Origin of the sequence: Curtobacterium herbarum (assembly GCF_016907335.1) — a bacterium.
Classification (GTDB): Bacteria; Actinomycetota; Actinomycetes; order Actinomycetales; family Microbacteriaceae; genus Curtobacterium; species Curtobacterium herbarum.
In genome coordinates this window covers 655,215-679,519 of the sequence record NZ_JAFBBT010000001.1, presented here as the reverse complement: position 1 = coordinate 679,519, position 24,305 = coordinate 655,215, and the positions used below count along the sequence as shown (strand labels likewise).

General features: G+C 72.3%; 26 protein-coding genes. 15 read left to right on the top strand and 11 right to left on the bottom strand.

The window, feature by feature from the left end:
- The first annotated feature begins 133 nt into the window (after positions 1-133).
- A complete protein-coding gene (locus JOD51_RS03350) occupies positions 134-835 on the top strand; it encodes a class I SAM-dependent methyltransferase (RefSeq protein WP_204607033.1) in 702 nt (233 codons plus the stop codon).
- Positions 836-902: 67 nt separating this feature from the next.
- Here the strand turns inward: JOD51_RS03350 and pgi are convergent, their stop codons facing one another.
- Positions 903-2,624, bottom strand: coding sequence for a glucose-6-phosphate isomerase (gene pgi, locus JOD51_RS03345; RefSeq protein ID WP_204607032.1), 1,722 nt, complete (start codon positions 2,622-2,624; stop codon positions 903-905).
- Positions 2,625-2,820: 196 nt separating this feature from the next.
- Between pgi and JOD51_RS03340 the strand changes: the two genes are divergently transcribed.
- The 8 genes from JOD51_RS03340 (at position 2,821) to JOD51_RS03305 (ending at position 11,170) form a co-directional block, all read left to right on the top strand.
- Complete coding sequence (locus tag JOD51_RS03340) at positions 2,821-3,366, top strand: RNA polymerase sigma factor (RefSeq protein ID WP_204607031.1); 546 nt, start codon at positions 2,821-2,823, stop codon at positions 3,364-3,366.
- Positions 3,356-4,585, top strand: a complete 1,230-nt coding sequence (locus JOD51_RS03335) for a hypothetical protein (RefSeq protein WP_204607030.1) — start codon at positions 3,356-3,358, stop codon at positions 4,583-4,585. Before JOD51_RS03340 ends, JOD51_RS03335 begins: the two co-directional genes overlap by 11 nt.
- A 100-nt stretch (positions 4,586-4,685) precedes the next feature.
- Entirely contained in the window at positions 4,686-5,768 is a 1,083-nt protein-coding gene (locus JOD51_RS03330; RefSeq protein ID WP_204607029.1) for an NADH:flavin oxidoreductase/NADH oxidase, read from the top strand.
- A gap of 139 nt (positions 5,769-5,907) precedes the next feature.
- Positions 5,908-7,206 carry a sensor histidine kinase gene (locus JOD51_RS03325; RefSeq protein ID WP_204607028.1) on the top strand — a complete coding sequence of 433 codons (1,299 nt, stop codon included), beginning with the start codon at positions 5,908-5,910 and terminating at the stop codon, positions 7,204-7,206.
- Positions 7,188-7,907 (top strand): response regulator, encoded by a 720-nt coding sequence (locus JOD51_RS03320; protein ID WP_239539758.1) that lies wholly within the window; start codon positions 7,188-7,190, stop codon positions 7,905-7,907. The genes JOD51_RS03325 and JOD51_RS03320 overlap by 19 nt, the downstream gene beginning before the upstream one ends.
- Positions 7,908-8,112: 205 nt before the next feature.
- Positions 8,113-8,994, top strand: a complete 882-nt coding sequence (locus JOD51_RS03315) for an ABC transporter ATP-binding protein (protein WP_204607027.1) — start codon at positions 8,113-8,115, stop codon at positions 8,992-8,994.
- Complete coding sequence (locus JOD51_RS03310; RefSeq protein ID WP_204607026.1) at positions 8,991-10,076, top strand: ABC transporter permease; 1,086 nt, start codon at positions 8,991-8,993, stop codon at positions 10,074-10,076. The genes JOD51_RS03315 and JOD51_RS03310 overlap by 4 nt, the downstream gene beginning before the upstream one ends.
- A 131-nt stretch (positions 10,077-10,207) precedes the next feature.
- Complete coding sequence (locus JOD51_RS03305; protein ID WP_204607025.1) at positions 10,208-11,170, top strand: AraC family transcriptional regulator; 963 nt, start codon at positions 10,208-10,210, stop codon at positions 11,168-11,170.
- Positions 11,171-11,314: 144 nt separating this feature from the next.
- On the opposite strand, the gene JOD51_RS03300 is transcribed toward JOD51_RS03305, so the two are convergent.
- The 5 genes from JOD51_RS03300 to JOD51_RS03280 form a co-directional block, all read right to left on the bottom strand.
- Entirely contained in the window at positions 11,315-11,914 is a 600-nt protein-coding gene (locus tag JOD51_RS03300) for a TetR/AcrR family transcriptional regulator (protein WP_204607024.1), read from the bottom strand.
- A gap of 1 nt (position 11,915) precedes the next feature.
- On the bottom strand, positions 11,916-12,095 hold the full coding sequence (locus JOD51_RS03295; RefSeq protein WP_204607023.1) for a hypothetical protein: 180 nt from the start codon (positions 12,093-12,095) through the stop codon (positions 11,916-11,918).
- Entirely contained in the window at positions 12,092-12,256 is a 165-nt protein-coding gene (locus JOD51_RS03290; protein ID WP_204607022.1) for a hypothetical protein, read from the bottom strand. The genes JOD51_RS03295 and JOD51_RS03290 overlap by 4 nt, the downstream gene beginning before the upstream one ends.
- An 87-nt stretch (positions 12,257-12,343) precedes the next feature.
- Entirely contained in the window at positions 12,344-12,541 is a 198-nt protein-coding gene (locus JOD51_RS03285) for a hypothetical protein (protein ID WP_204607021.1), read from the bottom strand.
- Positions 12,542-12,771: 230 nt separating this feature from the next.
- Positions 12,772-13,269, bottom strand: a complete 498-nt coding sequence (locus tag JOD51_RS03280; protein WP_204607020.1) for a DUF1990 family protein — start codon at positions 13,267-13,269, stop codon at positions 12,772-12,774.
- 102 nt (positions 13,270-13,371) lie between these two features.
- On the opposite strand from JOD51_RS03280, the gene JOD51_RS03275 reads away from it, so the two are divergent.
- The 3 genes from JOD51_RS03275 (at position 13,372) to JOD51_RS03265 (ending at position 14,797) form a co-directional block, all read left to right on the top strand.
- On the top strand, positions 13,372-14,013 hold the full coding sequence (locus tag JOD51_RS03275) for an NAD(P)H-binding protein (RefSeq protein ID WP_204607019.1): 642 nt from the start codon (positions 13,372-13,374) through the stop codon (positions 14,011-14,013).
- Between the two features lie 176 nt (positions 14,014-14,189).
- Positions 14,190-14,504, top strand: a complete 315-nt coding sequence (locus tag JOD51_RS03270) for a DUF7882 family protein (protein WP_204607018.1) — start codon at positions 14,190-14,192, stop codon at positions 14,502-14,504.
- The gene (locus JOD51_RS03265; RefSeq protein ID WP_204607017.1) at positions 14,501-14,797 is read left to right on the top strand and encodes a hypothetical protein; all 297 of its coding nucleotides are present in this window, start codon (positions 14,501-14,503) and stop codon (positions 14,795-14,797) included. Before JOD51_RS03270 ends, JOD51_RS03265 begins: the two co-directional genes overlap by 4 nt.
- A 16-nt stretch (positions 14,798-14,813) precedes the next feature.
- Here JOD51_RS03265 and JOD51_RS03260 read toward each other — a convergent pair whose 3' ends face one another.
- A complete protein-coding gene (locus tag JOD51_RS03260; RefSeq protein ID WP_204607016.1) occupies positions 14,814-15,506 on the bottom strand; it encodes an alpha/beta hydrolase in 693 nt (230 codons plus the stop codon).
- 103 nt (positions 15,507-15,609) lie between these two features.
- On the bottom strand, positions 15,610-16,197 hold the full coding sequence (locus tag JOD51_RS17295; protein ID WP_204607015.1) for a TetR/AcrR family transcriptional regulator: 588 nt from the start codon (positions 16,195-16,197) through the stop codon (positions 15,610-15,612).
- 161 nt (positions 16,198-16,358) lie between these two features.
- Here JOD51_RS17295 and JOD51_RS03250 point away from each other — a divergent pair, with 161 nt between their 5' ends.
- Complete coding sequence (locus tag JOD51_RS03250) at positions 16,359-17,837, top strand: MFS transporter (protein ID WP_204607014.1); 1,479 nt, start codon at positions 16,359-16,361, stop codon at positions 17,835-17,837.
- Positions 17,838-18,288: 451 nt separating this feature from the next.
- On the opposite strand, the gene JOD51_RS03245 is transcribed toward JOD51_RS03250, so the two are convergent.
- Both JOD51_RS03245 and JOD51_RS03240 read right to left on the bottom strand, forming a co-directional pair.
- The gene (locus JOD51_RS03245; RefSeq protein WP_204607013.1) at positions 18,289-18,645 is read right to left on the bottom strand and encodes a hypothetical protein; all 357 of its coding nucleotides are present in this window, start codon (positions 18,643-18,645) and stop codon (positions 18,289-18,291) included.
- Between the two features lie 148 nt (positions 18,646-18,793).
- Positions 18,794-19,561 (bottom strand): type 1 periplasmic-binding domain-containing protein, encoded by a 768-nt coding sequence (locus tag JOD51_RS03240; protein WP_204607012.1) that lies wholly within the window; start codon positions 19,559-19,561, stop codon positions 18,794-18,796.
- A 128-nt stretch (positions 19,562-19,689) separates the two neighbouring features.
- On the opposite strand from JOD51_RS03240, the gene JOD51_RS03235 reads away from it, so the two are divergent.
- Both JOD51_RS03235 and JOD51_RS03230 read left to right on the top strand, forming a co-directional pair.
- Positions 19,690-20,973, top strand: coding sequence for a HupE/UreJ family protein (locus JOD51_RS03235; RefSeq protein WP_239539757.1), 1,284 nt, complete (start codon positions 19,690-19,692; stop codon positions 20,971-20,973).
- A 125-nt stretch (positions 20,974-21,098) separates the two neighbouring features.
- Entirely contained in the window at positions 21,099-23,231 is a 2,133-nt protein-coding gene (locus JOD51_RS03230) for a fibronectin type III domain-containing protein (protein ID WP_204607011.1), read from the top strand.
- A 94-nt stretch (positions 23,232-23,325) separates the two neighbouring features.
- Here JOD51_RS03230 and JOD51_RS03225 read toward each other — a convergent pair whose 3' ends face one another.
- A complete protein-coding gene (locus tag JOD51_RS03225; protein WP_259559176.1) occupies positions 23,326-24,201 on the bottom strand; it encodes a glycoside hydrolase family 16 protein in 876 nt (291 codons plus the stop codon).
- Between the last annotated feature and the right edge of the window lie 104 nt (positions 24,202-24,305).

Here is a 24,305-nt window from a genome sequence, read left to right as displayed (position 1 = left end):
CACTTGCACATACTTCCGTATCGATGCTGGGTCTCCGTTGCGACTGCGCCGGACGGACCCCGGGAACGTCGTCGCCGTTGCCGATCCGGCAATCGTACTGGCCGTCCCCGAGCGCCGGTGGGATGCTGCGCGGATGACCGCAGAACCCACTCCCCGCACCGATGCCGAGGCCTACTGGACCGACCGCTACGGCGACGCCCCGATCTGGTCGGGGGCGCCGAACGCCTCGCTCGTCGACACGGTGGGACTGCTCGCTCCCGGCAGTGACCTGGCAGCAGCCGGGGCGGCCGCTGGCGGGACCGCTGACGGGGCGGCTCGTGCACGCCGTGCGCTCGACCTCGGCAGCGGTGAGGGCGGCGACGCGCTCTGGCTCGCCGCGCAGGGGTGGCAGGTCACCGCGGTCGACATCGCCGCCAACGCCCTCGCCCGCGGCCGGGCCGAGGCCGAGCGCGTCGGACTCGGCGACCGGCTCACCTGGGTGCCGGCAGACCTGGCGACCTGGGACACCGAGGACCGGTTCGACCTCGTCACCGCGTCGTTCCTGCACTCGTCGGTGTCGTTCCCGCGGGCCGCGGTGCTCCGACGGGCGACGACGTTCGTGGCGCCCGGCGGGCACCTGGCGGTCGTCGGGCACGCCGGCTCGCCGTCCTGGGCCTCGCACGGCGAGCACGCGCACGCCGAACCCCTGGTCGGGCCGGCCGAGCAGGTGGAGCAGCTCGGGCTCGACGACGGGTGGAGCGTCGAGGTCGCGGAGCTCCGCACCCGGCAGGTCACCGTGCCGGACGGCGAGCCGGCGACGCTCGAGGAGTCGGTGGTGCTGGTCCGGCGGCACTGACGCCGGGCCGTGACAGACGAGAGGCCCGTCGCCGGAGCGACGGGCCTCTCGTGTCAGGTGCGTCGGATCAGCCGCGCAGCTCGAGGTACTTGGCGATCAGCGCCTTCGTCGAGGAGTCCTGCGCGTCCAGGGCGTCCTGGTCGCCGTCGACCGCCGGGGCGACCTGCAGCGCGAGCTGCTTGCCGAGCTCGACGCCCCACTGGTCGAACGAGTCGATGCCCCAGATCGTGCCCTCGGTGAACACGATGTGCTCGTAGAGGGCGATCAGCTGGCCGAGGACGCTCGGGGTGAGCTCCGGCGCCAGGATCGACGTGCTCGGCTTGTTACCGGTGAAGGTGCGGGCCGCGACGATCATCTCGTCGGTGGTGCCCTCGGCACGGACCTCGTCCGCGGTCTTGCCGAACGCCAGCGCCTTGGACTGGGCGAAGAAGTTCGCCAGGAACAGGGAGTGCACGTCCTGGCCGGGCTGCACGGCCTTGCCGTCGCCGGTCTGGTCGGCCAGCGCGTGCGCCGGCTTCGCGACCGTGATGAAGTCGGCGGGGATCAGACGGGTGCCCTGGTGGATGAGCTGGTAGAACGCGTGCTGGCCGTTCGTGCCGGGCTCGCCCCAGAAGACCTCGCCGGTGTCGGTGACGACGTCCGAGCCGTCCCAGCGGACGCGCTTGCCGTTCGACTCCATGGTGAGCTGCTGCAGGTACGCGGGGAAGCGGTGCAGGTACTGCGTGTACGGCAGGACCGCGTGGCTCTGGGCTCCGAGGAAGTTTGTGTACCAGACGTTGAGCAGGCCCATCAGGACGGGGACGTTCTGCTCGAGCGGGGCGGTGCGCATGTGCTCGTCGATCGCGTGGAAGCCGGCGAGGAACTGCTCCCAGTTCTCCTTGCCGATCGCGATGACGACGCTGGTGCCGATGGCCGAGTCGACCGAGTAGCGGCCGCCGACCCAGTCCCAGAAGCCGAAGGCGTTCTCGGGGTCGATGCCGAACGCGGCGACCTTGTCGAGCGCGGTGGAGACGGCGACGAAGTGCTTCGCGACGGCGTCCTTCTTCTCGTCGTCACCGGCGTCGGTGAGCCCGAGCCGCTCCCACAGCCACTGCCGTGCCAGGCGGGCGTTCGTCAGGGTCTCGAGGGTGCCGAACGTCTTCGACGCGACGATGAAGAGCGTGGTCTCGGGGTCGAGGTCCGCGGTCTTCTCGTGGATGTCGGCCGGGTCGATGTTCGAGACGAACCGGGCTTCGAGCCCCGGCTGCACGTACGGCTTGAGGGCTTCGTAGACCATGACCGGGCCGAGGTCCGAGCCACCGATGCCGATGTTGACGACGGTCTCGATGCGCTTGCCGGTGACACCGGTCCAGGCGCCGGAGCGGACCTGCTCGGCGAAGCCGTAGACCTTGTCGAGCGTGGCGTGCACGTCGGCGTCGACGTCCTGGCCGTCGACGGTCAGGGGTGCGGCGGGGACCAGGCCCTCGGTCGCCTTCGGACGGCGGAGCGCGGTGTGCAGGACGGCACGGTCCTCGGTGACGTTGATGCGCTCACCGGAGATCATCGCCTGGTAGCGCTCGGCGACGCCGGTGTCCTTCGCGACCTGCAGCAGTGCCTGCAGGATCTCGTCGGTCACCAGGCCCTTCGACAGGTCGACGGTCAGGTCCGCGGCCTGGAAGGTGTACTTCTCGGCACGACCGGGGTCGGCGTCGAACCACCCCCGGAGGTCCGGGGAGAAGCCGGCGGCGATGCCGTCGAGCTGCTTCCATCCTGCGGTCGATGTGGGGTCGACGGGTGCGGAATCGGTCACTTCGGTCCTCCTGGACGCCAGAGCTGGACGGCCCGCAGACCTGGCGCAGCATCGCGTCGCGGGCCGCGTCCGAGCGTAGTGCCGTTCCGTCGACCTCGCGCACAGGACCGCATCGCCCGTGGAGAACACGGACACGCCGGGCACGACTTCGTCAGGATCCCCGATCTCCCGACATTGCTGTAGTGAAGGAGGCACCGTGGACACAGACACCGACACCGACGCAGACGTCGCCCTGACCCGCCGGCTGGCGGGCGGGGACCGCGCCGCGCTGGCGGACGCGTTCGACCGGTTCGCGCCGACGCTCACCCGGTACGCGTGGGCGCTGGCCGGCAGCAGGCAGGACGTCGAGGAGCTCGTGCAGGACACGTTCCTGACGCTCTGGCAGAAGGCCGACACCCTGCAGCTGTCGACGCGAGCCCTCCTCCCCTGGCTGCTGGTGGTGTGCCGGAACCACGCGCGCAACCAGGCCCGGGCCGTGGCGGGACGGGCGGCCGACGAACTGCCGGCGGACCTGGTGGCTCCGGAAGCCGACCAGGAGGCCCGTGCGCGCCTCCGGTGGGTCCGCGACGAGATCGACGCCCTCCCGCCGCTCGACCGGCGGATCTGCGAGCTGTGCCTGATCGAGGGCCACTCGTACACCGAGGCGGCCACGATGCTCGGGCTGAGCGTCGGTGCCGTGACCCAGCGGGTGTCCCGCTCCCGAGCACGACTGAAGAAGGCGGTGACGCACGATGAACACTGAGCCCCCCACCGGAGACGACCTGCAGCGGATGCTCGTCTCGATGAAGCAGAACGTCCTCGAGCACGCCGAGGAACGGCACCCGAAGCCCCGGCGTCACCGCAGCCGCATCGTCATCGCCACCGTCGCCCTCCTCGCCCTCGGCACGGCCGGTGGCGCCGTCGCGCTCGCCGTCGTCCCCCAGGTCCAGCAGGCCGCGCCGGCGCCGAGCCCGACCACCGAACCCTCGGTGCCCGCGAGCACCCCGGCGTCCGCCCCGGTCGTCGACACCCCGGCTCCGAAGCCGTCCGCATCGAGCGCGGCGGCGCCGTCGCGGTACCCGACCGACTGCCGTGCGCTGTACTCCGACGCGGACCGGGAGCGGTTCTTCGGCAGGGCGCCCCTGACCCAGACGCCCGCGCACCCGGACGGGACGACCGTGCCCGCACCGTCGACGATGCGGTACGGCGGCGGCACCTGGACCGCTTCCGAGTGGCTCGACTGTGCCTGGGCGGATCCCCGCGCCGACATCAGCGGCATCCGCGTGATCATCGGCAGCGCCTCGGCCGCGGAGCTCTCGGGGCGCGAGGACGGGTTGCGCGCGGCCGGTGCCGACTGCGCACCGGGCGACGGCGGCACGGTGTGCACCCGCACGTACCGGCCCGATCCGCCACTCGCCGACGGCACCGAGACCTCGTGGTGGGACGGCGACGGTCGATGGATCACGATCACCCAGGTCAACTCGCCGACCTCGGGCCTGCTGTCGGCCACCATCGCCGGGCTCTCGTCCGACCGGGTCGGACCGGGCTCCTGGGTCGTGAGCGGCGCCGGGGTCGGGCCGATCACCATCGGCAGCGCCTACCAGGACGTCGCGGACGAGGTCAGGGCGGTGGTTCCGGAGACGACCGGCAGCTGCCCCAACCCGAACGTCGGGATCTTCGGCTCCGGGGACGTGTCCCTCGTCGTCCAGCAGGCAGACGGCAAGGTCACCGGAGTCGAGGCGAGCGCGATGACCACCGCGGCGGGGATGGGCCGGGGGAACACCCTCGACCAGCTCCGGGCGGCGTACCCGGGCCTCACCCGGACCCCGGGCTACGGCGACGACTCGTCCCCCGCGTTCGCCTACTGGAGCGTCCGCGACGGCGACCGGTCGGTGACCTTCGAGATGGACGAGGGCGGGGACCTCGTGACCGGCGTCTGGGTCGGCGACGACCCGCGACCGCCCTACGAGTACTGCGGCTGAGGACCCGCGGCGGTCTGGTGCGGCACCTTCCCGGGCAATCGGTACGACGACAGTCGTACTGTGGACAGACCCACGAACCGAACAACCGGGAAGGACCCGCGTGACCCACGCACTCTTCGACCCCATCACCCTCCGCGGACTCGAGATCCGGAACCGCGTCTGGATCCCGCCGATGTGCCAGTACATGGTCGAGGCACAGGACGGCGTCCCCACGCCCTGGCACCTCGTGCACCTGGGCGGCCTGGCCCGCGGCGGTGCCGGCGCGGTGGTCGTCGAGGCCACCGGCGTCGTCCCCGAGGGCCGCATCAGCCCCCAGGACCTCGGCCTCTGGAACGACGAGCAGCGCGACGCGTTCCGCCCGATCACCGACTTCATCCACAGTCAGGGCGCCGTCGCCGGCATCCAGCTCGCGCACGCCGGCCGCAAGGCCTCCACCAGCCGCGAGTGGGGTCCGACGGCGGGTGGCGGGAACGTCGCGCCGGAGCAGGGCGGGTGGCAGCCGGTCGGCCCGTCGCCGGTCGCATTCCCCGGCCTGCACGTCCCCACCGAGCTGACCGTCGAGGGCATCGCCGACGTGGTCCGGGCCTTCGCGGTCGCCGCCCGCCGCGCCGTCGACGCCGGCTTCGACCTGCTGGAACTGCACGGGGCCCACGGGTACCTGCTGCACGAGTTCCTGTCGCCGCTGTCGAACGAACGGACCGACCAGTACGGCGGCTCGCTCGAGAACCGCGCCCGCGCACTGCTCGAGACGGTCGACGCCGTCCGGGCCGAGGTCGGCGAGGACGTCCCGCTGGTGGTCCGCCTGTCCGCGACCGACTGGGTCGAGGGCGGCTGGGACCTCCCCGAGACCGAGCAGCTGTCCGCCTGGCTCGGCGAGCACGACGTGGACCTCGTCTCGGTGTCGACCGGCGGCAACGTCCAGAACGCCCCGATCCCGGTCGGCCCCGGCTACCAGCTGCCGTTCGCGACGGCGATCCGGCAGGCCACGGGCGTGCCGGTCGCGGCCGTCGGGATGATCGACGACCCGTTCCAGGCCGAGCAGATCGTCGCCCTCGGGCAGGCCGACGTGGTCCTCGTCGGGCGGGGCGCGCTCCGCGACCCGAACTTCCCGATCCGGGCCGCGCAGGCGCTCCGGGTGGACCTGCCGTACAAGCCGGCACCGTACGAGCGCGCCTACCGCTGACGCGCTCCGGGTGACGGACGGGAGGCCCGCACCACCGCCTCCCGTCCGTCGCCCTCCACAGGTGGCCGGGTCCCGACCACCGTCCACAGGCGGACGCACGCCGACGGCCCCGCCGTTGTGAGCCGCTACCGTGGTCCCCATGACGGGCACGGGGGTGACCGCCGGGCACGACCCGGCTCGGGGTGAGGGGTGGACGCGGCTGCCGGTGGGGCGGCGGGAGCACCGACAGGACGCGGTCCTGGCGCTCGTGCTCGCCGCTGCGCTCACGGTGTCGACGGTCCTCTACGGTGCGATGGGGCTGTACGACGACCCCGCGCCCTGGTGGGTGTCGGCGCTCATGGTGGTCGCGAACGCCGGACCCCTCGCGTTCCGACGACGCTTCCCGATGTCGGTCGCCGTCGTCTCGGCACTGGCCTTCGCCGCAACCCAGCTCCTGCACGTGCCGGAGGGGCTGTTCCTCAACTTCACGCTGTTCATCGCCCTGTACACGGTCGGCGCCTGGTGCTCCGACCGGGTCCGCGCCGAAGCGGTGCGCTGGGTCCTGATCCTCGGCATGTTCGCGTGGGTGTTCCTGGCGATCGTGTTCCGGTGGTCGGTGCCGAGCGCGCTGCCGGACGACGGTGACTCGGCGATCCCGCCGTACGTGGCGAACTCGCTGCTGGCGATCGTCATCAACCTCGTGTACTTCGGCGCCGCCTGGTACTCGGGCAACCGTGCCTGGACGGCTGCGGTCGCCAAGCACGAGCTCGACGAGCGCACGGTCGAACTCGCGGCCGAACGGGAACGCTCCGCCGCGCAGGCGGTCGCGCTCGAACGGGTCCGGATCGCCCGGGAACTCCACGACGTCGTCGCCCACCACGTCTCGCTGATGGGCGTCCAGGCGGGCGCCGCCCGACGGGTGCTCGAGCGCGACCCGGAGCAGGCTGCCGCGTCCCTCGGGGTCGTCGAGGACAGCGCCCGGACCGCGGTGGAGGAACTGCGGCGGATGCTCGGCACCCTCCGCCAGACCGACGCCGACGGGCACACGCTGCCCGCGGACGCACCGAGCACCGAGGGGCTCGCGCGACTGCCGGAACTGGCCGCCGCCGCCACGACCGCCGGTCACGCCACCGGCTTCAGCGTCGTCGGCGATGCACGTCCGGTGCCGCCGACCGTCGCCTCGGTCACCTACCGGATCGCGCAAGAGGCCGTGACGAACGTCCTCAAGCACGCCGGTCACGACGCCCGCGCCGACCTGCGGTTGCGGTACCTGCCGGACGCCCTGGAGCTCGAGGTGACGGACACGGGTGCCGGGGCACGGGCCTCCCGGTCGACCGCGGGCAGCGGGCTCGGCCACGTCGGCATGCGCGAGCGGGTCGCCGCGGTCGGCGGACGGATCGAGATCGGGCCCCGAGCCCGCGGCGGCTACCTGGTGCGGGCATGGCTGCCGACGGTGTGATCCGGGTGGTCCTGGCCGACGACCAGGACCTGGTCCGGGCGGGCTTCCGGGTGATCCTCGAGTCCGAACCCGGCGTGCAGGTCGTGGCCGAGGCCCGCGACGGTGCCGCAGCGGTGGCCGCCGTCGCCGCCCACCGCCCCGACGTCGTCTGCTTGGACGTCCAGATGCCCGGGGTCGACGGGCTCGAGGCCGCCCGCCGCATCACCGCCACGGACGACCCGCCGGCGGTGCTCGTGCTGACGACGTTCGACACCGACGAGTACCTGTTCGACGCGCTCGCTGCCGGCGCGAGCGGCTTCCTGCTGAAGAACGCCTCGCCCGAGAAGCTCATCGAGGCCGTGCGGACCGTGGCCGCCGGGGACGCGCTGCTCTCCCCCGACGTGACGCGGCGGGTGATCAGCCGCGCGACGACGGCGAGCGTGCCGGTCGTGGCAACGGCGGCCGAGCGGCCCGAGCCCGACCCCGGACCCGGCCGCGGCCACGGCCCTGTGGCGGTGCCCGGCCTGACCGAGCGTGAGACCGAGGTGCTGCGGCTGCTCGGACGGGGCCTCAGCAACGCCGAGATCGCCCGGCTGCTCTTCGTCGGGGACGCCACCGTGAAGACCCACGTGTCGAACGTCCTGCAGAAGCTCGGCGTGCGCGACCGGATCCAGGCCGTGGTGTGGGCGTACGAGAACGGCGTGGTCCGCTCCGGCGACTGACCCCCGCGAAACGCAACGTGGGCGGCACCGCGCCAGGGAACACCGTTGCGCGTCGTCGTCGTCGTTGCGTTTCGCGGGAGGGCCTGCGCTCCCCCGCGCGGCGGAGACGGCGCCGGCACGATCCCCGTCTCGTGCCGGAGGCGGAGACGCGCCCGCGCTCGTAGCGTCGGAGGCGCAGCGACGGTCGCTGCGGAAGGGACCCGTCATGCTCAGCATCGAGGGAGTGACCAAGCACTTCGGCGAGCGCCAGGTGCTCGACGACGTCGGCTTCACGGTCGGTCGCGGTCGGTTGACCGGGTTCGTCGGCGGCAACGGCGCCGGCAAGACCACCACCATGCGCATCATGCTCGGCGTGCTCGACGCCGACCGCGGGACGGTCGCCATCGACGGCGTCCCGATCGGCCCCGCCGACCGTCGTCGGTTCGGGTACATGCCGGAGGAACGCGGGCTGTACCCGAAGATGCCGGTCGCCGAGCAGGTCACCTACCTGGCGCGGCTGCACGGCGTCGACCGCCGGAGTGCGACGGCCCGGACGACGGAGCTGCTCGAGCGGCTCGAGCTCGGCGCGCACGCCACCGACCCGGTGGAGAAGCTCTCGCTCGGCAACCAGCAGCGTGTCCAGGTCGCCGCGGCCCTGGCCCACCGGCCCGAGGTCCTGGTGCTCGACGAACCGTTCTCCGGACTGGACCCGATGGCCGTCGACACGGTCCTCGGTGTCCTCCGTGAGACCGCCGCCGAAGGGGTACCGGTGCTGTTCTCCAGCCACCAGCTCGACGTCGTCGAGCGGCTCTGCGACGACGTCGTCGTGATCGCCGACGGGCGGATCCGGGCGGCCGGGCCGCAGGACGAACTGCGGCGGAACGCCGGTCCCGCGGCGTGGGAGATCCTGGTGGCGGACGACGTCGCCTGGCTCCGCGACGAACCGGGTGTCCGCATCCGGGCCTTCGACGGCGGCTACGCCCTGTTCGAGGCCGACGAGTCCGTCGCCCAGGCGGTGCTGCAGCGTGCGGTCGGCCGCGGCGCGGTGGCGTCGTTCGGCCCGCGGGTCCCCCGGCTCAGCGAGGTCTTCACGGAGGTCGTCCGATGAGCATCGTCCAGCGCAGCACCGTCGAGGCCGTCCGGCTCGTCACCGTGCGGGAGATCCAGGCCCGGCTGCGGAGCAAGGCCTTCGTGGTCTCCGCGGTGATCCTGCTCGTGATGGTCGTGGCCGGCATCGTCGTCGCGGGCATCGTCGGGAAGTCGACGGCGAACGCGACGACCCCGGTCGCCGTGGTCAGCGGCGTGGCCCTGCCGAGCTCCGACGGGCTCGACGTGACGCGGGCCGCCGACCGGGCTGCCGCCGAGCAGCTCGTGCGTGACGGCGAGGTGGACGCTGCGATCGTCCCCGACGGCGGGCAGCTCGGCTTCCGGGTCGTCGGGCTCGACAGCGCCCCGACCGACGTCGTGCAGGCGCTCAGCGTCTCGCCCGAGGTCGACCTGCTCGACCCCGGCGCGCTGCCGTCGGGCCTGGTGTCCCTGGTGGGCATCGCGTTCGGCGTGGTGTTCTTCGCCTCGGCCGTGACGTTCGGGCAGTCGATCGCGCAGAGCGTCGTCGAGGAGAAGTCCACCCGGGTCGTCGAGATCCTGATGGCGGCGATCCCGGCGCGGGCGCTGCTGGCGGGCAAGGTGATCGGCAACAGCGCGATGGCGCTCGGGCAGATCGTCGCCATCGCCATCGCGGCCGCGATCGCCCTGGCGGTGACGGGGCAGAACAACCTCTTCACGCTGCTCGGTCCGAGCGCACTGTGGTTCGTCGGGTTCTTCGCGGTCGGGTTCGTCCTCATCGCGGCGCTGTTCGCGGCGTCGGCGGCGCTGGTGTCCCGTCAGGAGGACGTCGGCAGCGTGACCACCCCGGTGATGATGCTGCTGATGATCCCGTACTTCCTCATCGTGTTCGCCGCGGACGACCCGACGATCCTCGGCATCATGTCGTACGTGCCGTTCAGTGCCCCGATCGGCATGCCGGTCCGGATCTTCCTGGGCACGGCCGAGTGGTGGGAGCCCCTGCTGTCGCTCGTCGTCGTCGCGGTGTCTGCCCTGGTCGTCGTGCTCCTCGGCGCCCGCGTCTACGAGAACGCGCTGCTCCGGACGGGTGGCCGGGTGAAGCTGGGCGAGGCGATCCGCGGCTGACCCGAGCAACGCCGACCCGAGCGACGACGACCCGAGCTGATGCTCCGCAGGACGCGGCTGGCCGGTCCCCCGTGGCGGTTCCCGGACACCGGGCTGCCACCGGGGACGGCCGTCGTGGGATGCTTCGCCTGATGCCGATCGACGACGCGATGCCGGTGCGTCTCGACGTGACGGGGACGGACCTCGGAGAGGCCGCGACCTTCATCGCGGACCTCTACGGCGCCGACCTGCACGTCGGCCCCGTGTCGAACCCGTTCTCGTTCCGGTACGCGGCCATGGGTGACAGCACGATGTCGCTGCACACCTCGCAGTTCGCGGGACACGTGCACGGGGACCTGCCGCCGTCCGACGCCGTCATCGTGCAGTGGTTGCAGTCCGGGTCCTCGCGGCTCGACACCGGGGGCACGGTGCTCGAGATGGAGCCCGGCGTCCCGGTGCCCCTGCTGCCCGACCGGACCTTCTCGTTCGCGATGGACGACTACGAGCAGCGGCTCGTGCACCTGTCCCGGGAGGTCGTCGAACGCGTCGCGACCGAACAGGGCGCTGACCTGTCCGCGGGCCTGCGCTTCGACCACACCGCGGCGCCGTCGGAGCAGTCCGTCCGCACCTGGCACAACACGGTGTCGCTGATCTCGCACACCCTGCGCGACGGGACGCCCGGTCGCCTGCTGCACGCCGAGATGGCGCGGCTGGCGGCGGCGTCGCTGCTCGAGATGTACCCGCAGCAGCGTCCGGTGCGCCGGGACCCCGAGGGCACGGCGCTGTCGATCCACGTCCGCGCGGCCGTGGAGTACGTCAACGACCACGCCCGGATGCCGATCACGACGAGCTCCCTGGCGCGACACCTCGACGTCAGCCTGCGTGCCCTGCAGGAGGCGTTCCAGCGGGACCTGCAGACCACGCCGAACGCCTACATCCGGCAGGTGCGCCTGGACCGGGTCCGGCAGGAGCTGCTCGTGTCCGACCCGACCGCCGTCACCGTGCGTGAGGTCGCCGCGGCATGGGGGTTCGCGCACCTCGGACGGTTCGCGCAGCAGTACGCGGCCGAGTTCGGCGAGACCCCGCGGACCACGCTCGACCGCACCGCGGACTGACCAGGCCGACCGACCCGGCCGACCCACCAGGCCGACCGGCCGCGGACGTGACGGGTCGTCGGCAGGAGGCCGTGCCTCCCGGCCGACGGTCCGTCGCCGGAGGCGGCAGCAGCAGCCGCAGCCGCAGCCGCAGCCGCAGCGGACTCAGATGAAGTCGGTGTGCGCCGTCGGCGCGTACGCCGTCATGAGCGTCGCCGCCGCGAGCCGGGCGGAGCGCGCCGGACGGGTGGTGCGGTGGATCGCCGACTCGACCTTGGCGCCCTCGACCAGCAGGGAGAGCGCGTCCGCGACGTGCACGGGCAGGCCGGCGCGTCCGGCGAGGACGTGCAGGTGCGCCTCGATGCCGCGCAGGTGGTCGTGGGCCAGGGCGGCGACGCGGGCCTCGGATCGTCCGAGCTCGCCGTAGCCGTTGATGAAGGCGCAGCCGGTCCAGGACTCGTCGCGGAAGCAGTCCTCGAGGTGCGCGAAGACGGTGAGGATCTCGTCCCGGGCGTCGGCGGCACCGACGGCGGCCTCGGCGAGCCCGGCGTTCCACTGCTCGTGCCGGTGTTCCAGCACAGCGACGACGACGTCGATCCGTTCCGGGAAGTGTGCCCGGACCGCGTCCGGGTCCGCTCCGGCGAGCGTGGCGACGGCGGCGTGGTCGAGGCCGGCAGCGCCCCCGGCGGTGAAGACCCGGTCGGCGGCGTCGACGACACGCGCACGGTCCCAGCGGTGCGGTTCCTGCGCGACGGCGACACCCACGTCAGATGGTCGTGGTCGTGGTGCGGAGGGACGCGCGCCCGGCGGACAGCGCCCCGGCGCACAGAGCCTCGGCGCACAGGGCCTCGAGGCGCCCGAGGCGTGCCCAGACGACGCGGTGATCGGCGCTCAGCCCGGTCGCGTCGGCCGTCATCCGGACGGTCTCCTGCTCGAGGGCGTTCACGCAGCGGCCTGGAAGAAGTCGGCGTACGTCGGGTCGGCACTGACGCCGATGCCGAGCCGGCTGATCACGATCCGGTCGATCTCGAGGGGCGAGGACATGCCTCGACGGTGCCACTCCAGGGGGTCGGAGCGGAGTTCCTGCATCACGGTGGAATCACGCACGGGGGGCCTCCTGTTCGCGCATCAGCGCGGTCATGTCGATGGGTTCGGTCAGCGCGACGACGTCGTACGGCGCTGGTGCTGCGGCGATCACGCGGCGACCGCGAGGGCGATCACGGCGAGCGTGCATGCGGTGACGGCTGCGAGGGCGACGACCAGCGCGCTGGCGATCAGCACCCGGAGTCGGGTGCTCTCGCGGACCTCGGAGAAGGTCCCGGTGCGCGACGGCCGGAGGTCGGCGGCGCTGCCGGTGAGGGGGGTCGGGATGGCGGTGATGGTGGCGGGCATGAGCGTCGCCTCCTCTGCAGGGACCTCGTTCGGTCCCACGTCGACCAGGACGACCGTTGCGGCCCGGCCACCGCGGATCGCGGGGGATGTCGGGACTTGCGGGATGGTGTCCGTCCTGGTGTCTGCGACGCTACGGCACGGCTCCGACCGGACACGAACGCGTTCGCGGATCCGCGAATCGCGACGGATCGGGGCCGCGCATCCCGACCGGGGGTCAGCGCGGCACAGGGTCAGCGCAGCGCGCGCCGGTAGCGCCAGCGGACCACGACCTGTGCGGCCCGGAGCAGCGGGAACACGAGCGCCCAGCCCCGGGTGGTCGACGGCCGGGTCAGGGACCGCAGGGTCATCCAGACGGTGTCGCCCTCGCGGGTGACGACGAACGCCTCTTCGCCGTCGACCGGGTGGCCGGGCAGCGTCCGGTAGGCGAACCCGACCCGGTCGTCGGTGCGCACGACCGCGACGACCTCGACCGGCTCCCGCACGACGACGGGGCCGATCCGGAAGCGCAGGTCCAGCCGCTGGCCCGCCCGCACGGCGGCGTCGTCCGGCACCGCGAAGCCGCTGCGGGTCTTCACGCCCCACCGGAGCACCGACCTGGAGGCCCGCTCCCACACCGCCTCGCCCGTCCCGACCGCAGACCGTCGCTCGTACCGCCGGTGCGTCGGAGCCGTGCGTCCCCAGACGGCGGACGCGACCTCGGTCCGTGCGGTCCCCTCGTCGCTGCCCATGCCGGCCATCCTGCCCGAGTGCGGTGCCCTGCTGCGCGGGGCGACCCTCCCGGCCGACCACCGGCCACCTCGTCGTCAGGCCCCGCGCGTACCGTCCAGGTCATGAGCAACGTCATCATCCTCGGCGGCCACGGCCGCGTCGCCCTCCTCACCGCACAGCTCCTGACCGGCCGCGGTGACACCGTCTCGTCGGTCATCCGGAAGGCCGAGCAGCAGGACGACGTCCGCGCCACCGGTGCGGAGCCCGTCGTCGCCGACATCGAGCAGCTCGACATCGCCGGACTCACCGACCTGGTCCGTGGCCACGACGCGATCGTCTGGGCCGCCGGCGCCGGCGGAGGTTCGGCCGAGCGCACCTGGGCCGTCGATCGTGACGCCGCGATCCGCTCCATGCACGCCGCCCTCGAAGCCGACGTGCAGCGCTTCGTCCTCGTCTCCTGGTCGGACGCGGGCCTCGGCCACGGCGTCCCCGAGGACGACGACTTCTTCGCGTACGCCGAGGCGAAGACCGTCGCCGACGCCGTCCTCCGCGACTCGGCCCTCGACTGGACGATCGTCGCCCCGAGCACCCTGACCGACGACGAGCCGACCGGATCCGTCGAGAGCGCCGACCCGTCCTCGAGCATCGCCCGCGGGGACGTCGCCGCGCTGGTCGCCGCGGCCCTGCACGACGACGCGTCGGTCGGCAAGACCTTCCGCGTGAACACCGGCGACGTCGCGATCGAGCAGTTCGTCCGCGACTGAGCCCTGGCGCTCCCGCCTGCGCGAGACGCCGCCGAGTGCCCGAGACGCCGCCGGATCCGGCGGTGTCTCGCGCGTTCGGCGGCGTCTCGTGTGTTCCGCCGACCCGGGTCCGACGGAGCGTCCCGCGGCCTCTAGGCTTTCCCGGAGCCGGACAGTCGGCGCGGAAGGACACCACCATGGGCAAACTCGTCTACGACTCCACGTTCACCGCCGAGTTCGACGACCGCCTGCTCACGCACCTGCAGATCGTCATCGGGATGAAGCTCCGCCGCGGTGAGTCCTTCATGTTCTCGTGGAAGGACGACGTCGAGCTCGGCGACGGCCGGACGGCGATCTGGCTGGACCGCTCGCTGCCGCTGGTCTTCCGCTACTCCGGCAGCCGGATCCCCGCCGTGAACCGCGCCTGGGTCGAAGCACTCGGCCTGACCGCCGGCTCGTCCGCGGGCCTCCGCATCGTTCCCGAACCGACCGACTCCGGAGACACCCTGTGAAGCGCACGGTCCTGACCTACGGCGGCACGCAGTACACGATCGCGAACGAGGACACCGAGACCGTCCAGGCACGCATCGACGCGGGCCTCCGCGACCAGCCGTTCATGTGGCTGCACGTCAACCACGGCGACGGCCGGGTGACCCCCGCCGTGCTCCTCGTCTCCCCCGCGACCCCGGTGGCGATCATCACCGAGCGCGACGTCGACGAGCAGGACGAGGGCGACGTCGGCCGCTACCTGCTGCCGGAGGAGCCCGACTCGGCGTCGATCGAGAGCAGCCCCACGGACCACTGACCCGGACGCCAGCCCGTCAGGCGACGAGCGGCGCCAGCACGTCGACCACCAGGTCGGGTCGGGTGATGAACGGGTGGTGTCCGGTCGGCAGGTCGACCGACCGGGAGGCCCGCCCCGCGTGGTCCCGCTGCAGACCGATCGAGGTGCTCCGGTCCGCCGTGCACACCAGGTAGGTGGAGTCGACGCCGTGCCAACCCGCCGCCGTCGTCGGGGTGCCGAGGGCGGCGACGGACTGCGCCGTCACCCGCTCCCAGGCTCCGCGCTGCACGACGTCGTCGGCGTCCTGCAGGAAGCGCGCCCCGAACGTTGCGGCGTCGTACCCGTCGACCGCGACGAGGCTGTCCCCCACGTCGGCCACCGCGACCGGGTCCGGCTCACCGGCCATGATCTGCGCCTGCGCCAGCCCGACGTCCGGCAGGTACGACGAGACGAGCACCAGGTGTCGGACCGCGTCGTGCCGTCCGGCCTGGGCGATCACCGTGCCGCCGTAGGAGTGTCCGACCAGGACGGCGTCGTCGAGCTCGTCGAGGACCGCCCGGAGTGCTGCGGCGTCGGCCTCGAGCCCACCGCGCTCCCCGGTCTCACCGCAGGACGGCAGCGCGACCGATCGGCTGCGCACACCGGTCCGCTCCTCGAGCAGGGCCGCGGTCGGCTGCCACCACCACTGTCCGTCGCGCACGAGTGCGCCGTGGACGAAGACGACTTCCATCGGTGACCTCCGGTCGTGGCCGACCACGTGGTCGCCCGTGCCGCCATCCAACGCCGATCCGGCTCCGACCGGCGCAGCGCAGGGCGACCCCGATCGGCCTGCGTCAGCCCCGCCCGCCGCCGAGCAGTGCCCGGAGCGCGTCCTCGAGCGGCGCGGCCACCGCCTCGACGTCGGCGGACGCCAGCGGTTCCACCCTCGTCGAGGTCCGGAGCATCGTCATGCCGAGCACCACGGACAGGGCGATTTCGGCGCGGACGAGCAGGTCGTCGTCATCCTGGGACGAGCCGCCGGTACGGCCGGCACGCGCGGCACCGGCGAGCCGTTCGGCGTACCCGCGGAGGGTGTCCCGGCGGATGCGGTCCACGGCCTCGTCCCCGGAGCCCCGGAGCAGCAGGAGCAGCTGCATCGAGTCCTCGTCCGTCGGCGACCGGATGATGTGCCGGATGAGCCCGCCGAGCACGCGCTCGAGGTCCGATCCCGACGGTGCGACCTCCTGCTCGGGTGTGGCGCGGTCGAGGCACGCGCGGAACAGCCCCTCCTTCGACCCGAAGTACCGGTTGATGAGCGCGACGTTCACCCCGGCGTCGGCGGCGATGTCCCGCACCGTCGTGGCCCGGTAGCCGTCGAAGGCGAAGCGACGCCGAGCGGCCTGCACGAGGGCCAGGCGGGTGGCGGCGGCGTCCTTGCTCATGGCCCGAGCGTAGCGGGCGCACCCGATCGCCCGAGGTCGATGTAATCAGGTGTTGACATCACTTCCAGAACGCGTACCCTCGTCAAGTCAGCAGTTGTTGACATCGACAGCGTCGTCGGTCCCCCACCCCGAACACACCCGATCCGACCAGACGGAGCACGATGTCCACCGCCACCGCGAGCCCCCGCACGGGCTCCACCCCGACCGCCGAGCACGGCCGCCGCCCGAACAGCACCGCGATCATCGTCTACCTGTCCCTGGGTGGCCTGTCGTTCGCGGTCCTGCAGTCCCTCGTCGCCCCCGCGCTCGCCACGATCGGCCAGGACCTCGGGGCCTCGACCAGCGCCGCCAGCTGGGTCCTCACGGCCTACCTGCTCTCGGCGTCGGTGCTCACCCCGATCCTCGGTCGCCTGGGTGACATGGTCGGCAAGCGCAAGGTGCTCATCGTGGTCCTCACCATCCTCCTGGCCGGCGCGGTCCTCGCCGCCCTGGCCCCGAACCTCGGCGTCCTCATCGTGGCGCGCGCCCTGCAGGGCGCCGCGGGCGCGGTGATGCCGCTCTCCATCGGCATCGTCCGCGACGAACTGCCGAAGGAGAAGGTGAGCGTCACCATCGGGCTGCTCTCCGCCATCTTCGGCATCGGCGCGGGTGTCGGCATCGTCGCCGCCGGTCCGATCGTCGAGCACCTGTCCTGGCACTGGCTGTTCTGGCTGCCCGCCGGCCTGGTCGTGGTCGCCCTACTCGGCGCCGTCTTCGGCATGCCGGAGTCACCGGTGCGAAAGCCCGGGCGCCTCGACGTCGCCGGCACCGCCGTCCTCGCCGTGTCGCTCGTCGCGATCCTGCTCGCCGTCAGCGAGGGCCAGACCTGGGGCTGGGGCGACGTGAAGACCGTCGGCCTGCTCGTCCTCGGCGCCGTCGCGCTCGTCGCCTTCGTGTTCGTCGAACTCCGCGTCGCCGAGCCCCTCATCGACGTGCGGCTCTTCGCCGTCCGCGGTGTCTGGACCGCCCACGTCGTCGCCCTCGTCTTCGGCTTCGCGATGTTCGGCACGTTCGTCCTCGTCCCGACGATCCTGCAGCTGCCCGCCGCGACCGGGTACGGCTTCGGCAAGGACGTCACCCAGGCCGGACTCTTCCTGCTGCCGACCGTCGTGATGATGGTCATCGCGGGCCCGATCGCCGGCATCCTGGTCCGCACGGTCGGACCGAAGCCGCCGATGCTCATCGGTGGTGTGGCCATCGTCGCCGCGTTCGTGATCCCAGCGGTCTCGCACGCTGCGATCGCCGAGATCGTGGTGTCCGGGATCCTCACCGGCATCGGGATCGGCATGGCGCTGGCCGCCTGCTCGAACGCCATCATCGAGAGCGTTCCGGCGAACCAGACCGGCGAGGCGATCAGCGCGAACACCGTCGTCCGGACCATCGGCTCGAGCGTCGGCACCGCCGTGATCGCCGCACTCATCACCTCGCACAGCACCCCGCAGGGCCTGCCGACCGACGACGCGTTCGCGATCGGCTTCTGGGCGTGCACGGGGGTGGCGGTCCTCGCGGTGGTCGCGGCCCTCGCGGCGCCGTCGATGCGCGCACGCCGCGCGGCCGCCCTCGCGGCGGGTGTCGACGACTTCGACCAGGTCACGCGCTGACCTGCTGACGGGTCCGTCTCGCCGAGACGCCGCGCGCCGCGCGAGACGCCGCCAGGTTCGGCGGCGTCGCGCGGGCTCGGCGGCGTCTCGGACTGACGCCAGCGTCGTCGGCGGGTGTCGACGACCCCGACCAGGTCACGCGCTGACCCGCTGAACGCGCCCATCTCGCCGAGACGCCGCGCGCCGCGCGAGACGCCGCCAGGTTCGGCGGCGTCTCACGGGTTCGGCGGCGTCTCGCACTGACGCCGGCGTCGTGCGCCGGCGCGGCCGCACCAGACGGGAGGCCCGGACCACGTGAGCAGACCGCTCACCGGGTCCGGGCCTCCCGTCCGTCAGCGCGGTCGCGCGCGCAGACACGGCCGCCGCGGCGCCGAGACGCTGAACGGGCTCGGCGGCGTCTCCGACCGACGCCGGCGTCCGCCGCCGGCGGGCCGGCCAGCCGCACCGCGGCTCAGACCCGGTGGTGGTCCCGGCCGAAGAGCGACGTGAGTGTCGCGACGATCGCCATCCGGAGCCGCACGCCCGCGGGCGGAGTCGGCGGCAGGGTCCGGATCGGCGCCGTGAACGCGAGGTCGTGCAGGTTGTTGCGCTTCGACCCGTCCCAGTTCGCGAACAGGTAGGGCGTGCCGAGCGCCATGAGGCTGCGGACCGGTGCCGGGCGCGTGCCGGAGGCGGCGACCGCGTAGCCGGAGTGGCCGGCCGTGATCGCCTGGATGACGGTGTCCGCGTCGGTCACGCCGTTGGCGGTCACCACGGTGGTGATGCCCGTGCGGTCACGAGCGACGAATTCGATGATGTGTTCAGTCACGAGGAGCTCAGGGTCGCGAGTGTCTGCCTCGGCGTGGGTGAGACGCTCGGGGCTTGGCCGGAACCGACGTTGCTTCCGTCATCGAGGATACGTCGTGCCCGGCGGGACGGCGCACGGACGATCCCGATTGCGTGCCCGTGAACGGGGGTCAGGCAACCCAGACGACGATGCCGTTGTACCCGTTCAGCAGCGCGGCGACCCCGGCACGCAGGGCCCGGCCGGCCCGCTCGTCGGTGAACGTGGACGGGTCGTGGTGGTCCGCGGTGCCGAGCCCCTCGCCGCGGAAGCCCGCGCCGGTCCAGTCCGCCGCGGTGACGTTGGCGGTCGGTTCGGCGATCTCGGCGCCGAGCACGAGGAACTGCTGGTGCAGCGCGGAGGGTGAGATCGCGGCGATCGGGTCGACCATCTCGTCGCCGACGCTGATCACCAGGTCGGCACGCTTGCCGATCGCGGCGGCGACCGACGGCAGGCGGTCGTCGGCGCTGTCCGCGACGATCGGGACGACGGTGACGTCCTCGGCCTGTGCCCATGCGTCGACGGCGTCGACGAGGGTCTCGGTCTGCGCGCTCGGCTTCCCCGGCGAGAGCAGCACGACGCGGTACCCGGACGGCGGCGCGACGTCGTCCCACGAGTGCGGTGCCGGGCTGACGGTGGCCTCGGGTGCGGGCGGCGAGTCGGCGTCGACGAACCCGGTGCCGAGCGAGCCCCTGCCACGCAGCGGGGTGGGCGCGTCGGTCGGCACGGCCGTGTCCGCGGGACCGGTCTGGAGGCCCGTGGCCTGCTCGGCCTCGGCCGTCCGGCCCGTCTGCCCCGTCTGTCCCGACCCGGTCGAGCACCCGGCGACGAGGACCGTACCGGCCGCCACCAGGGCGGCGGTAGCGAGGACGGTGGTGGCGCGACGGGTCAGACGGATCACGAGACGCCATGCAAGCACAGCCCGCGGGCGCGCCGGTCCACTGCGGCCCGCTGTCCAGAGCCCGTCCAGCTGTTCGACACCTGCTGTTCGCCTGCGCGTCGCTCTCGGCCGGGATGGTCAGCCCGGTGATGCACCGAACCACCCGTCCCGCTCGCAGCGGGTCCGCCCTCCTCGCTCCTCCCATGCTCTGCCGGGTCGCCACGCGACTGGTCGCCCTGCTGGTGCTCGTCGGCACGGTCGTCGTGAGCCTGCTGACCGGGGTGTCCGCGGCGAGCGCCCACGGGTTCAGCTCCGTCGTCTACGCGGACGTCAGCGGGAAGGGATCGACCGTGGTGCAGGCCCGGCTCGGCCTGGAGTACGACCTGATGCTCGTGTCGGTGGGGACGAGCGAGCACGACGACCGGCTGTACCGGCAGGGCCAGGCGGCGTGGGACGCCGGCGACTACCCGGGCATGGTCACGGCGGCCGAAGCGCACCACGACTCGATCAGCAAGTACCTGTTCGACCGGTTCTCGGTGACGTCGGGCGGGAAGGAGTGCACCGGCACCCTGCGGGACTCCCTGCGGGTCGACGTGCAGGACGAGGTCCCCTACGCCGAGGTCGTCGCGGACTTCGCGTGCCCGGCGCCCGGGCGGACCGACCCGGGCCACGTGGTGGAGTCGCGGCTCTTCCCGGACAGCGAGACGTTCGTGAAGGACACGAAGACGATCGTCACCTACGACGTCGACGGCAAGGACGGCACGGCGACCCTCGACGCGTCCCAGCCGACCTTCTCGACCGAGCAGTCGGCGGGGCAGCGGTTCTGGGAGTTCTTCGCCCTCGGGGCGGAGCACCTGCTGACCGGGATCGACCACATCCTGTTCCTCATCGCGTTGATCGCGGGGTCCCGACGGCTGCGCGAGGTCGTGTACACGGCGTCGGCGTTCACGATCGCGCACTCGATCACGTTCATCCTGGCGGCGCTCGGGGTCGTCAGCCCGCCGTCGATCGTGGTCGAGCCGCTCATCGCCCTGTCCATCGCCGCGGTCGCCGGCTGGTACCTGTGGCGCCTGGCGACCCGACGGTCGCGGGCGGACGAGCTGGTCCTGACCGACCACGGCCGGTTCGCGCTGGACCGGTCCGGGTGGTCCCGCCTGGCCGTGGTGTTCGCGTTCGGGCTCATCCACGGGCTCGGGTTCGCCGGGGCCCTCGGGATCCACGAGGCGTTCTCGTGGCAGCTGCTCGTCTCGCTGCTCATCTTCAACGTCGGCATCGAGGCCGTGCAGCTGGCGATCATCGTGATCGTGTTCCCGCCGCTGTCCCTGCTGCGCCGGAAGGCCCACCGGGTGTCGCTCTGGGTGACCGGCATCGTGACGGCCGGGGTGTTCGTGATGGGGATGATCTGGTTCGTGCAGCGCTTGGCCGCGGGCTGACGAGCCGGCGGGCTATACCGCCCGCCGACCCCAATCCGTATGGACACTCAGCGTTTACTCACGATCTACCGAGGGGATGCAGAGTCTGTCTGCTGCACCATCCCTCTCCCTGAGAACGGAACCACATGAGTCTCCTGTCCGGCGCCCCCTCCCGGCGCAGAACCACCACCCTCCGCGTCAGCGGGGCCGTCATCGGCGCCGCGCTCATCGCGGGTGCCTGCCTCGTCGGCACCGGCTCCGCGAACGCGGCGACCACCACGCCGACGACGAACATCTCGACCGGTGGCCCGATCCACATCCTGCTCGGCGTCGGCGCGACCGAGAGCCAGCGCATCGCCTCGTGGTACTTCCCCGCGAACGTCGCCCAGTCGGTCGAGATCCAGAAGACCGACTCGATGACCGGCGGCGTCTTCACCGACGCGAAGAAGACCATCGCCGCATCCGCGACCGCCAACACCGCTGCCGACACGAGCACCACCGACAGCAGCACCAAGGCGATCCCGGGCATCACCAACGAAGCCGGCTACGCCAACGCGCACGCGGTCATCGACGGCCTCGAGCCGAACACCACGTACACGTACCACGTGGGTGCAGCGGACGGTTCGGCCTGGTCGACGGCGTACACCTTCACCACGAAGAGCTTCAGCGGCGACTTCGACTTCCTGTTCTTCGGTGACCCGCAGATCGGGTCGTCGGGCTTCGTCGACGACGACGGTGCCGGCTGGGCCGACACCCTGCAGTACGCCACGACCAAGGAGAAGAACGCCGAGCTCCTCGTGTCCGGCGGCGACCAGGTCGAGAACGCCAACAACGAGTACCAGTGGGGCGCGTTCGCCGACAGCAGCGACGTGCTGAAGCGCTACCCGTGGGCCTCCACGATCGGCAACCACGACGTCGGTGGCAAGTCGTACGAGCAGCACAACCAGCTGCCGAACTCGCTCAAGGTGCCGGACTTCTACCCGGGTGGCAACACCGCCACGAACTCGGGTGGCGACTACTGGTACATGTACAAGGGCGTCCTGTTCATCGACATCAACTCGAACGCCTACGCGGGCGGCTCGGACGCAGCGCACGTCAACTACGTCCGCGACGTGATCACCCGCCACGGTGACGACGCGAAGTGGACCGCGCTGGTCTACCACCACTCGATCTACTCGCCGGCCGACCACGCGAACGACAAGGACAACCAGCAGCGCCGGTTCGACTTCACGCGTGCGTTCTCCGACATGGGCGTCGACATCGTCCTGCAGGGCCACGACCACTCCTACTCGCGCAGCTACGCGATCAAGAACGGCCAGAAGGCCAACCCGGCCGAGCAGCCGGGCGCTGACGAGGTCTTCGCCGGCCCCGGTGGCGTCATCTACCTGACCGCCAACTCCGCGTCGGGCTCGAAGTACTACGACCTGACCACGCCGGACGCGACGCAGGGCAGCTACGGAGCCGACCCGCTCGACCCGACCGGCCAGCGTCACTTCGCCAACTCGGTCGAGAACCAGGAGCACGTCCGCACCTACGTCAAGGTCGGCGTCACGGACGACAACCTCGCCGTCACGACCGTCCGCGCCGGTGACTGCACCACGCTGAACTCGGCCGTCCAGCACGGCAAGGTCGACAGCTGCGGTGTCACCCTCCAGCCGACGGCTTCGGCCGACCCGGCGGCGATCGGCTCGACCGTCGACCAGTTCCGACTCGACGCGGCCCTGCCGGCGACCACCACGACGCTCACGGCCTCGGCCGCGACGCAGGCGTACGGCACGAGCAAGCCGGTCACCGTCACCGCCACGATCGGCGGCGGCCTCGGTGACAAGAGCGGCACGGTCACCTTCACGGAGGCGGGCAAGGAGCTCGCCACCGTCCCGGTGACGGGGAACACGGCGACCGTCACGCTGCCGAACACCACCACCGTCGGCAAGCACAGCGTCACCGCGTCCTTCACCAGCACCTCGGCCTACTCCGGCACGGACGCGACGACCACCCGCGCGCTCGTCGTCACGGTCGTGAAGGCCACCTCGAAGTCGACCATGACCTACGCCAAGGGCAAGGCCGTCGTCCGGGTCACCGCACCCGGCAACACCGTGACCGGCAAGGCGAAGATCTACGACGGCAAGAAGGTCGTCGCGAACGTCAAGGTCCTGCGCAACAGCGTCAGCACGAAGTTCACGCTGAAGAAGGGGACCCACAAGCTGAAGGTCGTCTTCGCCGGCAACTCGACCGTCGCCGGCAGCACCAGCCCGACCATCTCGGTCCGGGTGCGCTGACCCACCAGCGGAACGAGTGCGGGCCCCGCGGCTTCGGCTGCGGGGCCCGCACCTGTTCCCGGGTCCAGACGTCGGCGGCGGCGTCGGTGTCAGCTCAGGCGTTCTGCCAGACCCGCAGCCAGTCCACGGTCATCTCCTGCGGGAACCGGGTCGACGAGTCCGGCGAGCCCGGCCATCCCCCGCCGACCGCGACGTTCAGGATGACGAAGAACGGCCCGTCGAACACCCACCGGTCGCCGCCCAGGTCCGCCGGTGTGACGGTCCGGTAGGTCGCGCCGTCGACCGTCCAGCTGATCGAACCCGGCCGCCAGTCGACGCCGTACACGTGGAATTCGTCGGCGAAGGCACCGCTCGGCAGCGTCGCCGCGGCGCTGATGCCCGACGCCCCGGAGTACCCCGGCCCGTGGACGGTGCCGTGGACGACCCCGGGCTCACGCCCGATGTTCTCCATCACGTCGATCTCGCCGCTCGCCGGCCAGCCGACCTGCGGCAGGTCCGCGCCGAGCATCCAGAAGGCCGGCCAGATGCCCTGCCCGCGCGGGATCCTGATGCGCGCCTCGATGCGGCCGTACTGCGCGGTGTAGGTGCCCTGCGAGGTGAGCCGCGCCGAGGTGTACGAGCCGTCGGCTTCTCGCCGCGCGGTGATGACGAGGTTCCCGTCGCCGTCGAGGGCCGAGTTCCGCCGCGAGTCCGTGTAGACCTCGAGCTCGCCGTTGCCCCAGCCGCCACCGCCCAGTTCGTGTCGCCAGACGGCGGGGTTCGGGGCGCTGCCGGCCGGGCCGTCGAACTCGTCGGCCGCCAGCAGGGTGGGACCGGTCGCCGCGTGCGCCGCCGCCGGTCGGAGGCCCGCCACGCTGCCTGCTCCGAGGGCAGCAGCAGCGCCGAGTCCCAGGGTCAGCAGGCGACGGCGGTCGATCCCGACGGCCCCGTCGTCCGGGTGGTCGGTCTGCTGCTGGTCGTCCTGCGGCACGGTTCCTCCAACGCGCGCGGTCACTCCGCACGCAAGGGACAAGCCTCACCCGTGCTCGGCCCACCCCACCAGCCCCCGTCCGGGCACGCCGCGTCGAACGGCCA